We start from the raw sequence: 12,743 nt of genomic DNA, 5'->3' as shown, positions 1-12,743 counted from the left end.
AGCTATCGGAATATTTGAGAAAGTGAAACTATAGTTGGTTTGTTACCCTTAGCAAATTTCTCCTTCCAGTTCGCGGGCTATAGTACGGTTGGGTTTAACAGGCACTAATGGTATCGTAAACCAGAAACAGGAGCCTTTGCCCTCTTCGCTTTTTACTTTGATGCTTCCACCGCAACGCTCTACAAACAGGCGGCACAGCAGCAGCCCTAAGCCAGTGCCCTTCTCGTTAGCGGTACCTTTGGTTGTAATGGCAGGCTGGTCTGTATGGAAAAGCGATTTCACTACATCGGCACTCATGCCTATACCATTGTCTTCAATATACACTTCGGCAAATCGGCCGGCTTTTATTTTTGCGCTTACTTTTATCTCGCCGCCGGGGTTAGAGAACTTAATAGCATTGTGCAGCAGGTTCCGGAATACAAAATCAAGCATGTTAGCGTCGGCAAAAACCTGCATCTGCTCCGGCTCCTGTAGCTGCCATTGCAGTTGCTTGTTTGCGGCGGTATCCTGGTGCAGGGTAATGTTGCGCTGTACCAGTTGCTGCAGGTTTAGGGGTTCCGGCTCGAAGCGCATGGAGTGATCGGAAGCGGTTTGGGAGGCGGCCCATTGCAGCAAATTCTCGAGCAGGGCCTGCAGGTTACGCACCGATAGTTGTGTGTGGTTGGCCAGTTTCTGCATTTGCTCCGGTTTCATGCGGTCAGAGAAGTTAAGCAGGATGTTCAGGAAAGAATCTAAAGTGGCTAGCGGCGTGCGCAAGTCGTGGGAGATGATCGAAAAAAAACGGTCTTTTAGCTGGTTAAGGCGGCGCAGCTTGTGCTCTGATGCCCGCAACTGGCGTACGGTCTGGTTCAGTTCCTGTGTTTTAAGGCGCAGGGCGGCGGTGCGGTTCTCTACGGTTACTTCCAGTTCTTTTTTCTGGCGCTCTATTAAGCGTTTGCGTTCGGTTTCCTTTTCCAGTTCCAGGCGTTTTTTCTCCAGCACTTCCGTAGCCAGTTTGTTGGTTACGGTGTTTAGCCTGTAGGCAAGTCCCAGCGAGAATAACACCACCTGCGCTACCACGCCTACCTGTGCCGAGTACACGGTAAAAGAATTATCGGGTACCAGGTGTGTTTCTTTTAGTATAAACAGCAGTGCGCCTGCCACAAAAAACACGTTGGCAACCAGAAAGTAGAAAGCCGGCCTGTACCCTTGCCTCAGCGACGCAATGCCTGCCAGCAGCATCACTACCAGCACGCCCCCGCCAATAATGCCTATCAAATCTACGCAAGGCTGCAACAGGTCCAGCGGTGTAAAGTACGACAGTAAACCCATGGTTATAGGCAGCGCATAAAGTATAGCCAGCAGTAACAGCAGTTTGTCCCAGAGCGGCAGGTTTTGTTTGGTGCCCAGGTAACTACGGGTAAACAGCAGCCGGAAGAGGCCATTGAACGTAACTATAAACGCAAAGCTATGAGCGTTCCAGTAAGGGGCGTTTGGCCAGAGCAGCTCCAGGGCAAAGCCGTGGTAAAACATAAAGTATAAGCCCGTGCCCAGCAGCGCCAGTACATAGTATAAATAACTACGGTCGCGCACTGATATGAACAGCACCAGGTTATAAAGCGTCATCACTAAAATAATACCCATAAACAGGCCCTGCACCAGTAAGCGGTTGTTGTTTTGCTTTATCACTTGCTCCGGGGTGTATAGTTCCAGGCTCAGGCGCTGTGGTTTGTACAGGTTCAGGTCGCCTTGCAGGCGCAGGTAAAGCAGTGTGTGGCTTTGGGGCATCAGTTTAAGTCGCAGGTACGGTTTATATTGCGGCACGTCCCGCTCCTGCACCGGCACAAGTTGCCCTGTTTGCAGGGTTGTATAGTTGCCCTCAGGTTGTAGCGTATATAGTTGCAGTTTGCTCCAGTCACCGGCGTACAGGTATCGTTCCTGCTCGTTTTTGCTGTTGTTTTGCAGCACCACCCGTACCCAATGCACTGTTTTACCGGCCTGCAACGTAGCTACCGTGTCCAGCTTCCCGAAGTATAAATGCTCCACCTCCTGCACCGAACGTTTGCCACTTGCATCGTGGTAGACCTGTAGCTGGTGCGCCAGCACCTGTTGCCCTGGTTGTAGCGCTACGGTATCCGGGTGCGATTGGGCAGCCAGCACCGGCAGGCACAGCAGCCACAGCAGCAGGCAAAAAAGCCAGTTGCAGCGGTGGTTATACTGTAGCGTGTAGGGCAAATGCATTCATCAATTTACAAAAAATAAGCAAAAAGCTATACTTATAGTTAACACAAGCTGTAGTGGCTTCTTAGTTAGAGCATGTTTAAATTTCGTTTTTGCAAGGTAAAATCAGACAGAAAAGGCTCTGGCGAAATGTTTTGTGAGCCGCATAGCAGTGCTACGAGGTAAGAAAAAGATGAAGGCAGGTCTTTATTTGGATGATTTGCAGCGCAAAGAATGAATTTTAAACATGCTCTTAAAAGTAAATTTTCTATCTTGATCGGGTAAAAGCAGCTGGTATGGCCAACGTAAAGTTATTGATAGCGGAAGATGATGTGGTGATCGCTCAGAACCTGGCGTTTTCGCTGGAGGAAATGGGCTATGAAGTGTGCACCATTGTGAGCTCTGGCGAAGAGCTGCTGCTGCAGATACATGAGCACAACCCCGACCTGGCTATACTTGACATTACCCTGGATGGTAAACTGGATGGGATTGACACGGCAGCTATACTTGCTAAGGTGAGTAAAATACCATTTATTTTTATGACGGCCCTGTCGGATAAAGAGACCATTGACCGCGCCAAACTCACCAGCCCGCACGCTTACCTGGTAAAGCCTTTTGATGTGCGCACTCTGCAAAGCAGCATAGAGGTAGCCATCCACAACGCTAGCTTAAGACAGCAACCACCCACAGCTGCAACTATAGAAACTACACCCGAAGCGCCAACTAATCAGATAACTGATAATTACCTGCTCCACGATACCCTGTTCCTGAAGGTGCGCAACCGCCTGGAGAAAGTGGCCTTAGCAGATATAGTTTGGGCAGAAGCACAGGATATCTACTGCAATATTAAAACGCAACAGCACCTGTACCTGGTTAGCCAAAGCCTGAAAAACCTGGAACAGCACCTGCCTGCCAAAGATTTTATGCGGGTTCATCGTTCCTATATTGTACGCCTCACGGCCATCGAGGCTATCGAAGACAATAACATCCTGATCGGCGGCAAAAGCATCCCGATCGGTAACACACATAAAGATGCATTGCTCAAGCGGCTGCAGATAATTTAGAGCACACTGTATTCAGGTTCAGAAAACGATTATCGCCCCTGCACTCTTTAAAGGGGACTTTTAAGGCTAAGCATAAGCTTTAAGAATTTGCTGTCATTCTGTAAAGAAACCTGGTGGAAGGGAAGTTAAGCTCTCGCTATAGGCTACAAGATTTCCCGAATCAAGTTCAGGATGTAACACGTTCAGGATGACAAAAAAGAGGATAGAACAGATTTAATTCCCAGCGAGTCCTTCTTTGTAGGGGTAAGGGATGAGTTCATCAGCAGATACGACTATAGTTGGGAACTGGCCCGGTAGAATTGCAAATCCGGCAACAGCGTAAATCACGAATCGAAGATCAGCGCCAGCCTACAGCCACTTATACCCGCCTTACCTTTAACTCAGTACCCGAAACTATTAAACAGCCTCACCTCACAGCTTCCCGATTTCACCTCGAAAAAAGCGAAGTTGGCAAGTATAGCTGTGGAGCTATGTGTAATATTATCTAAATTAATAGAACATTTTATTACAAATAGCCCCACCCCTATGAACACCTTAGCGTCTTCTGAACTTGTAACAGCAGGCTGGATACTGGTAATTGCTTATGCTGCTGTTATCCTGTTTTTCGTGATACGCGGTGCGTTGCGTACCAGCTCCATCGCTGATTATGCGCTTGGCAGTGTTACCTTTTCACCGGTAGCTGTTGGCCTGGCGCTGGCTGCCTCCATGACGAGCGCTGCCACTTTTATTATCAATCCCGGTTTTGTAGCCCTTTACGGTATCAGCGGTGTCATCTCGATGGGTATTGCGTTGCCTGCCGCCGCCCTGGTGTCGCTGGTAATACTTACCAAAGGCTTCCGGGCGATGGGCACAGCAGTAAAAGCACAAACTATGGCCCAGTGGATGGGAGCTGTTTACAAAAGCAAAGGCTACACCTTGTTCTTTGCCTTTCTGTCGTTGCTGCTGATCACGTTTATAGTTCTGATCTGTGTGGGCTTGACCAAAGTGCTGGCCAGCGTGCTTAACCTGAACGAACTGTATGCCTGTGTGGGCATTGTGGTGTTTGTGTTCGGGTACATGATGTTTGGCGGTGCCAACTCTATGGTATATACCAACCTGGTGCAGGCTGTATTGATGCTTATTGTTGCTGTAATCTTGCTAGGTTCGGGTTACGAGCATTTCAGCAACGGCGTGCATGGCTTCCTGGATAAACTTGCTGCCATAGACCCGGCACTTACCACTGTTACCAACCCCGACAGTTTCCTGTTCAGGGATAGCTTTGAAAGTATCTTTTGCCAGATCATTATAGGGGTAGCCATTGTTTGCCAGCCGCACATCATTACCAAATCGCTGCTGCTGAAAGACGCCAAGGATGTAAACCAATACCTGCTAGTAGGCATTATCGTACAGGCGCTGTTCTTCCTAGTGGTTATCGCCGGCCTCTATGCCCGCCTTACCTTCCCAGACCTGACTATAAACGGCACTGCCATACCTGTAGATGGCATTATGTCAGCGTATGTGGTGCAGGAGTTTCCGGTATACATGGGCTTGCTGGTTGTTATGGGCCTTATCTCGGCGGGGCTTTCTACGCTGGAAGGGCTTATTCAGTCGCTTTCCATCACCATCACTTCTGACATCATCACACCACTTTTCGGCATAAACTCAGAAACTAAAAGCGTACTGATAAACCGGCTTGTAATTGTTGTGCTGGCTATAGTTACCATTCTGCTCACCTTCGACCAGCTGCAGAACCCGAACCTGAGCGTTGGTATTTTTGCCCAGAACGGGGTGTATGCTTATTTTTCTGCTGCCTTTGTGCCGGTGCTTTTTGGCATGTTCCTGAAGCGCGTGCCGCTTGTTGCGCCGGTCGCGGCTTCGCTTACATCGGTGGTGGTACATTTTGCTATTTATTACGGTGGCCTTACATCTTACATGGATGCGCCGGTGCGCAACCCCGGCATTGCCGCCGCACTGGCTATACTTGCTTCGGTTATAGTTGGCCTTGCCCTTTATTATGCCTTCCGGAAGCCAGAACCTGCCAAAGAAATGGTAACTTCTAACGCTTTAAAACAACCTGTTGCTTATGAGAACGAAGTATAAAACTCCGGCACTGCTGTTGCTGCTTTCCCTGGCTGGCCTTAATGCCCAATGCCAGTCGCCGGCAACTATAGCCACCGGCGCAACTATAGCAAACCCGGCCACAGACCCCACATTCGAGAACCTGAACTATAAATACCCGACTCAAAAACTGAGGCTGGCCAACGGCACCACTATAGCTTACACCGACCAGGGCAAGGGCTCCGAAACACTTATTTTTATACACGGCCTCGGCAGCTACCTGCCCGCCTGGAACAAGAACATTGAAGACCTCAGCACAAACTATAGAACTATAGCCATAGACCTGCCGGGTTACGGAAAATCATCGAAAGAGAACATAGAGGTAGGCATGGCCGCTTACGCGCAAACCGTGCTGCAGTTAATGGATAAGCTGAAAATAAAGCAGGCGACCTTAGTTGGCCATTCGATGGGTGGGCAGATTGCCATTACCGCTGCACTGCAGGCCCCGGAGCGGGTAAAGAAACTGGTACTGGCAGCACCTGCCGGATTAGAGACATTTACCGAGCAGCAGAAGCAACTGTTTAAAATGACGGTAACGCCGGAAAGTGTACAGAACACCAGTCCCGAAAAAGCCGCAGCTAACATTAAAATCAACTTTTACCAGATGCCTGCCGATGCGCAGTTTATGGTGGATGACAGAATGAAGATGGCTACCTCGCCGGACTTTGCAAACTATAGTAAGGCGGTAGCAGCCAGTGTAGCCGCTATGGTAGACGAACCGGTTCACGAAAAGCTGACGCAACTACAAACCCCAACCCTGATCATATTCGGGGAACAAGATGCCCTGATACCAAACAAATACCTGAACCCGACCTTAACGACCCAGGCAGTGGCAACTATAGGCAAAGAACGCATAAAGAACAGCCAAGTGCTGTTGTTGCCACAAGCGGGACATTTTGTGCAGTACGAGCAAGCCGCGGCCTTTAATAAAGCTGTCCGGGAGTTTATAAATGAAAAAAATAATTAACACCTAACCTATAAAACATAAATTAACTGACCTACTCATGAAAAAACTTTACTTACTCATGCTGTCGCTTTTCTGTATTACACAGATGGCGCTGGCACAAAGCGGATCCATTACCGGTAGGGTATTGGGCGCTGACACACAGGAACCTTTGATCGGCGCTTCGGTGCTGGTAGAGGGCACATCTAAAGGAGCAACTACCAACGCATCCGGCGATTTTACCATTACCGGCGTGCCGGCTGGTAACTATAACCTGCGCATTACTTATGTGGGGTATTCTTATCCTAAAATTGCTATTACAGTTGACGCCAGCGGCTCCGCTAACGTAGGCACCATCTCCATGAAAGCTTCGTCGCTGGTGAGCGATGAGATCGTGGTGTCAGCAACCCGTCGCCCGGAAAAAATTACCGAAGCGCCTGCTGCCATTGGTGTTATCTCTTCCCGTGACTTAACTGAGCTTCCTTCGTTCAACATTGGCGAAGTGCTGAATAAGGTACAGGGCGTGGAAGTGGTTCGTTCTGGTGTGATCGGGGTTGGTATAAACGCACGTGGTTTTAACAATGCCTTCAACGTGAAAATGTACCAGATGACGGATGGCCGTAACTCGATGCTGCCGGGCGGTACTGGCTTGCCAGCCGGTTTCTACAACACAACTATAAAAGAAGACATCGAGCGTGTAGAGGTTATTCTTGGTCCGTCTTCGGCGCTTTATGGCCCGAATGCCCACAACGGTATCATCAACACTATTACAAAAGACCCACGCCGCTACCAAGGCACAACAGTTGCCTTAAGTGCCGGTAACCAGGATGTACTAAGCACCCGCGTTCGCCATGCCAGCGTTATCAGCCCGAAATTTGCGTTTAAAGTAACCGGCGAATACACCACCGGAAATGACTTCGAGTTCCAGGATTCGGTTTATATAGGCACCGTGGGCGTACCGGAATATGATGTAGATTATAAGTTTGAGTCGAAGCGTTTTGGATCGGCGTTATACTATAGCCCAACCGATAAAATAGACCTTATTGCAGACTATGGCTTCGGGCAGGGCTCTAACCTTGGCGTAACTAACAACGGTCGTAACCAGATCAACGACTGGACATTCCAGTACCTGCAGGGCCGTATTGTAACGCCTAGAGTATTTGGCCAACTATACGCCACCTGGAACGATGCCGGCGATACCTACCAGATAAACGCCCGTACCACCAACTACTATACTTTACTTAGCAAGGGTGCTACACAAGAGCAGGCACACAAATACTCAAGAACAGGCGCCAAAGCAGGCGAGATATTTGAAGGTTCTCCAGCAGTTGCATTCCCGGGATTTATTGACCTGAGCCACCGCCTGAATGGTGAACTACAGTACAACAACAATTTTGCAGGTTTTGACATTGTAACTGGCCTGAACTACCAGCGCGATGTAGCTTACAGCCGCCAGACGTACCTCGACGACAAAGCCGGCAACATTATCCTGAACCAGTATGGCGGGGTATTGCAGATAGAGCGTAACCTGACAGACAAGTTCCGCGCCCTGGTGGGTGGCCGCGTAGATAACCACGACAACTATGGCACACAGTTCAGCCCTAAAGCAGCTTTAACTTACAACGCGCTGGGCGGTACGTTCAGAGCTACTTATGGCAAAGCTTTCTCGGCTCCGTCTATCCAGTTCCAGGAGTTTTATGCCAACACCGGTTTGCTGGCCATACTTGGTAACGGTGCCGGCCTAACTATAAAGAACACCGAAACAGGCGATATCAGAACAATAGAAAAGCTGAAAGTAGAAAAAGTGCAGACGTTTGAAGTAGGTTACAAAGGCACTCCAGTTGAAAACCTGTATTTCGACATCAGCAGCTGGTACTCTAAGTCAAAAGACTTTATCTCGCCGCTTACCGCTATAACACCAATTATGGGTAAAGAGCGTGTGATCAAAAAAGGAGATGTAGATGTAACCGAGTCAGCAGCAACTGTGCTGAACTACTACCTGACCTACCTGAACTATGGTAAAGTAAACTCGTGGGGTACTGACCTTGGCCTTAACTATTACATCGACGACAACTATAGCATCGGGGTAAAATACTCTTACTTCAACTCCGACATTACAGACCAGGACAACCTGGATAACGATGCCAACAGAGATGGTAAGGTATCGGATGCAGAGAGCAGCCTGAACGCCGCCAAGCACCGTGCTAACTTTAACTTTACGGCCCGCAACCTGGCAAACGAAAAGCTGTTCATGTCGCTTAATGTGCGCTGGTTGCCTGAGTTCAACTTCTACTCCGGCCAGCAGATAGCAGCCGAAAAAGGTGCCGGTACTCGTGTGCTGGGCTCAAACTATAACTACGGCCCGCTGGGTGGTTTTACATCTGTAGACCTGAGCGGTGGCTATAAGTTTACAGACTGGGTAACGTTGGGTGCAAGCGTATCTAACCTGTTTGATGATGAGCAGCGCGAGTATGTGTATTCTCCAAATATCGGTCGCCTGTACTCTGTAGAGTTACTCTTCAATTTTGGTGGAAAGAAAGAAAATAAGTAGATCAGTTAAAGTTAGATTTGTCCAGAGCGCTCTTATAGGGCGCTCTGGTTTTTTACACCAACTATAGATTACCAGCATATGAAAAATGTTTTGATAACCGGAGGCACCAGCGGCATTGGCTTAGGCATTGCCCGGGCTTTTGCAGCAAAAGGCTACAACCTGTTACTTAACGGCCTCGAGCCAAACGGGCCTGAAATAGCAAAAGAACTGGCTGCCGAGCACAGCGTTAAGGTACTACACTCCCCTGCCAACCTGATGAAGCCGGAGCAGATACGCGAAATGGTAAGCTTAGCCGAGCAGGAACTTGGCCAGGTAGATATCCTTGTCAACAATGCAGGCATACAGTATGTGGCACCTGTAGATGAGTTTCCGGAAGACAAATGGGATGCGATAATATCAGTTAACATGTCGGCGTCATTTCATGCGGCTAAGGCAGTATGGCCTGGTATGAAGTCCCGAGGTTTTGGCCGTATCATCAACATAGCATCGGCGCATGCCTTGCGTGCGTCAGAGTATAAAATTGCTTACGTAACAGCCAAGCACGGCATTGCCGGCTTAACAAAAGTACTGGCCCTGGAAGGTGCACCGCACAACATTACTTGCAACGCTATCTGCCCTGGTTATGTACGTACGCCTTTAGTAGAAGCCCAGATAGCTGACCAGGCCAAAGCCCACCAAATGTCGGAGTCGGAGGTGATAGAGAAAGTAATGCTGAAAAAGCAGGCTGTAAAGCAGTTTGTAACGATAGATGCTATTGCCAACTTGGCTTTGTATTTGGCCACAGATACTGCCAGCCAGCTTACCGGCGCTATGTTGCCTATAGATGGTGGTTGGTCGGCGCAGTAAACTATAAACTATAGTTTCAATAAAAAGAGCGGCACTGGTATAGTGCCGCTCTTTTTATTTTTATGCTACTGAAGTCAGTTTCTTAGCGTGCCAGTATCTTAAATTCGGTACGGCGGTTTTCCTGGTGCATGTCTTCTGAACACGATACCCCATCTGCACATTTGTTTATCAGCTGGGTTTCGCCGTAGCCTTTGGCTTCTACGCGGCTGCGCTCTATGCCTTTTGCTACCAGGTAATCTACCGCCGATTTGGCTCTCAGTTCCGACAACATCTGGTTATAGTAGTTGGTCTGTCGGCTATCGGTATGCGAGCTAAGCTCTATGCGGATATGTGGGTTATCTTTCAGAGTCTGCACCAGTTTATCCAACTCAGCAGCTGCCTGCGGTGTCAGATCGTACTTGTCCAGGTCGTAGTAGATATTTTCCAGCACGATTGGTTTGTTAGGGGTATCGCGGTTAAACACCATCTCTACTCGCACTGAGTCTTCGGTTTTGCGGCAGTCTGCTGGCACAGTTATAGTTTGTGTCAGGTAGTTTGGTTTGGAACCACGAATGGTATAGGTCATTCCGCCATATACCGGCAGCATAAAAGTACCATCAGCGTTTGAGATCACCTCAATAGGACGGGCATCGCTGCCAACTTCGGTAACCGTAAGCCTTACATTGCCAACCGCCATCTCTTTCTTCTTTCCACGATTCTGGCTATCCGCCACATACTCTATCGTTTTACCTGTTATAGTGCACGGGATGCGATTCTCTACAAATGACAAAATATCATCATAACCCTCCTCCGAAAATCTGCCAGACGAGATCAGGCCGGTTTTGCCGTTTGCGTCCATTTCAAAGCCTAGGTCATCGTGCGAGGTATTGAACGGGTATTTCAGGTTCTCAACTCCGGTCCAGGCTTTGTGTGTACCTACCGCTTTAAACAGGTCCAGGCCGCCCATGCCCATGTGCCCGTCCGACGAAAAGTATAACACCCCATCAGCACCTAAACTCGGGAAACTTTCGCGGCCGGCCGTGTTAACTTTATTACCTGCATTTATAGGCTGGCCCCATTCGCCGTTTGGCTGTCGTTCGCTATAGTATATATCAGTTTCGCCAAAGCCGCCGGGCATATCCGACACAAAGTACAGGGTGTTGCCATCTTCGGTTATGGCGGGGTGGCCAATCGAGTATTCTTCGGTTTTGTTATACTTAAATGCTTTTACCTTTTTCCATTTATTCCCCTTTTTAGCAGCTATATATATGCCAAGCCGGTTTATGTGTGTGCCGCCCTCCGTACCCTGGAACCAGCTGGTAGGGTCGCTGTTTTTTTTCACTTCGCGGCGTACAGCGTGGGTTCGGGTAAAGTATAGCGCCTTATCTTTTTCGTGAAATACACCCGGACCGTTGTGGTAACGTGTGTTTATAGCTGATGGCAATATTTCTGGTGCGCCCCACGAGGTATCGGATTTGGCAGGTGCAAAGTACATCTGGATGTAGCCGTTGCCCGTCCAGGCGTATTGCTCCACTTTTTCCTTAGTGTTGCCTTCCAGGCGGTCAGAGGCAAAGTATACACCGTCTTTTGCTTTAAACGGGCTAAAATCAACACCTTTGGAGTTCAGGTTATTTACTTTTTTTATTCGGTAAGGCTTGGGGTTGCGCATCCACTTCATCGACGTATCGCAGGAGGCGGCCATGCGCTGCGCCAACGCTGCCTGCCCCGGCACGCGGCGGCTATACTCCATAAACAGTTGCTTTGCCTTGGCATAGTTCCCGTTTCGCTTCGCCGACTCGGCATATAAATAGTAAACCGACGGATCGGCGCCGGCAAACGTAATTACCTGGGCGTACCAGAACTCTGCCTCTTTGCTATTGTTTAAGATGCGGTAGATATCTGCAATGCGCTGCACTACATTTAAGCTCGGCTCTCCCTGGTCAAGTATGGCTTTGTACTCGTCCAGGGCCAGGCTGAATTCAAACTCGTTAAAGTGTTTATCGGCCTGTTGGGTATCCTGTGCTTTTACCTGAAACGCGAAGCTCAACACAACACATAACAGGATAGCTGACAGGCAGTTTTTAAGGGTAAAAGGGTGCATCATAAGTTACGCGGCGTAATGGTACGGCCGTTTTGTTTTTTGAAGAAAGAATAGCCCAAAGATACTTCATGCGAGGAATAATCGCGCAGTTTTGTAAGGCTTACATCATACGAATAACCGATCCTGAACTTAGGTGTCGCATATACCTGTACCAGCGCTGCCCAGGCATTCCGCTTTTTTATATCATCCATTTTCACATCCGTAAAAACGGGCACAGCAGTGCGGTAAGAGCCCCCCAGCCATACACGGTTATAAAGCAGCAAAAAAGCATTCAGGTCCAGGTTGGCAGGGCCTTTAAAGTCTTCTTTCCAGAGGAAACTAGGTTTCAGGCGCACCCATGGCCCCAGGTCAAACATGTACCCCGAAGAGAGGAAGTAATGCCGGCGCGGTGTCGCAATTATAGTTTTGTCATCCTTAAAAGGCACCAGGTTGGCAATAGATAAGCCTGTATAAAAGCGCTCTGTGTTAAAGAACATCCCAATCTTGGCATCTGGCAGTATCTGCGATTCGCGGTTTTCAGGGATCGCTGTATCGGGTGTGTCGTCGCCTTTTCTGAATTTGGTGCCATCCAGGGTATACTGCGAAATGCCACCGGCTATGCCTAGTGATAACTGCGAGGTGCGGCTGGTATTAATGCGCATAGCTATGTTGGCATAAGCCCCGGTCTGCGATTGCGCCCCGGCCACATCGTTTATCAGATGGGCTCCCCATCCTATGCGTGCATCTTTAGCGGGGCCGTCTACACTTATAGTTTGCGTGGTAGGGGCTCCTTCGAGGCCGGTCCATTGGGTGCGGTAAGTAGCATTTACGTTTACGATGTCTTTACTACCTGAGTAGCCCGGGTTAATTACCAGCTCGTTAAAAATGTACTGGGTGTATTGCGGGGCCTGCTGTGCGGTGGCCTCCTGCACAACCAATGCAACGAGTAAGGTAAGTAAATAGGGTAGTTTTGTTTTCATTGGG

The 12,743-nt window shown here is 48.9% G+C and carries 8 protein-coding genes; 5 read left to right on the top strand and 3 right to left on the bottom strand.

Translation table 11 applies throughout. The features are described 5' to 3' along the window. Positions 1 to 48 precede the first annotated feature (48 nt). Positions 49 to 2,220, bottom strand: coding sequence for a sensor histidine kinase (locus GWO68_RS03475; protein WP_162345014.1), 2,172 nt, complete (start codon positions 2,218 to 2,220; stop codon positions 49 to 51). A 275-nt stretch (positions 2,221 to 2,495) separates the two neighbouring features. Here GWO68_RS03475 and GWO68_RS03470 point away from each other — a divergent pair, with 275 nt between their 5' ends. From GWO68_RS03470 to GWO68_RS03450, 5 genes are all read left to right on the top strand, one after another. After that, positions 2,496 to 3,263 carry a LytR/AlgR family response regulator transcription factor gene (locus tag GWO68_RS03470; RefSeq protein ID WP_162345013.1) on the top strand — a complete coding sequence of 256 codons (768 nt, stop codon included), beginning with the start codon at positions 2,496 to 2,498 and terminating at the stop codon, positions 3,261 to 3,263. A gap of 525 nt (positions 3,264 to 3,788) precedes the next feature. Next, complete coding sequence (locus GWO68_RS03465; protein WP_162345012.1) at positions 3,789 to 5,342, top strand: sodium/pantothenate symporter; 1,554 nt, start codon at positions 3,789 to 3,791, stop codon at positions 5,340 to 5,342. Then, a complete protein-coding gene (locus GWO68_RS03460; protein ID WP_162345011.1) occupies positions 5,326 to 6,327 on the top strand; it encodes an alpha/beta fold hydrolase in 1,002 nt (333 codons plus the stop codon). Before GWO68_RS03465 ends, GWO68_RS03460 begins: the two co-directional genes overlap by 17 nt. 37 nt (positions 6,328 to 6,364) lie before the next feature. Further along, positions 6,365 to 8,854, top strand: coding sequence for a TonB-dependent receptor (locus GWO68_RS03455; protein ID WP_162345010.1), 2,490 nt, complete (start codon positions 6,365 to 6,367; stop codon positions 8,852 to 8,854). A 78-nt stretch (positions 8,855 to 8,932) separates the two neighbouring features. After that, complete coding sequence (locus GWO68_RS03450; RefSeq protein ID WP_162345009.1) at positions 8,933 to 9,700, top strand: 3-hydroxybutyrate dehydrogenase; 768 nt, start codon at positions 8,933 to 8,935, stop codon at positions 9,698 to 9,700. Positions 9,701 to 9,782: 82 nt separating this feature from the next. Here GWO68_RS03450 and GWO68_RS18000 read toward each other — a convergent pair whose 3' ends face one another. Beyond that, positions 9,783 to 11,783, bottom strand: coding sequence for an OmpA family protein (locus GWO68_RS18000; protein WP_317164483.1), 2,001 nt, complete (start codon positions 11,781 to 11,783; stop codon positions 9,783 to 9,785). Further along, the gene (locus tag GWO68_RS03440; RefSeq protein ID WP_162345008.1) at positions 11,780 to 12,739 is read right to left on the bottom strand and encodes a PorP/SprF family type IX secretion system membrane protein; all 960 of its coding nucleotides are present in this window, start codon (positions 12,737 to 12,739) and stop codon (positions 11,780 to 11,782) included. The genes GWO68_RS18000 and GWO68_RS03440 overlap by 4 nt, the downstream gene beginning before the upstream one ends. Between the last annotated feature and the right edge of the window lie 4 nt (positions 12,740 to 12,743).

Source organism: Pontibacter fetidus (assembly GCF_010119545.1).
Classification (GTDB): domain Bacteria; phylum Bacteroidota; class Bacteroidia; order Cytophagales; family Hymenobacteraceae; genus Pontibacter; species Pontibacter fetidus.
This window is presented reverse-complemented; position numbering and strand designations above follow the sequence as displayed.

Excerpts from the sequence above, each read along its gene's own strand:
- GWO68_RS18000 (WP_317164483.1), bottom strand. The coding sequence starts at position 11,783 with ATGATGCACCCTTTTACCCTTAAAAACTGCCTGTCAGCTATCCTGTTA.
- GWO68_RS03450 (WP_162345009.1), top strand. The coding sequence starts at position 8,933 with ATGAAAAATGTTTTGATAACCGGAGGCACCAGCGGCATTGGCTTAGGC.
- GWO68_RS03440 (WP_162345008.1), bottom strand. The coding sequence starts at position 12,739 with ATGAAAACAAAACTACCCTATTTACTTACCTTACTCGTTGCATTGGTT.
- GWO68_RS03470 (WP_162345013.1), top strand. The coding sequence starts at position 2,496 with ATGGCCAACGTAAAGTTATTGATAGCGGAAGATGATGTGGTGATCGCT.
- GWO68_RS03475 (WP_162345014.1), bottom strand. The coding sequence starts at position 2,220 with ATGCATTTGCCCTACACGCTACAGTATAACCACCGCTGCAACTGGCTT.
- GWO68_RS03460 (WP_162345011.1), top strand. The coding sequence starts at position 5,326 with ATGAGAACGAAGTATAAAACTCCGGCACTGCTGTTGCTGCTTTCCCTG.
- GWO68_RS03455 (WP_162345010.1), top strand. The coding sequence starts at position 6,365 with ATGAAAAAACTTTACTTACTCATGCTGTCGCTTTTCTGTATTACACAG.
- GWO68_RS03465 (WP_162345012.1), top strand. The coding sequence starts at position 3,789 with ATGAACACCTTAGCGTCTTCTGAACTTGTAACAGCAGGCTGGATACTG.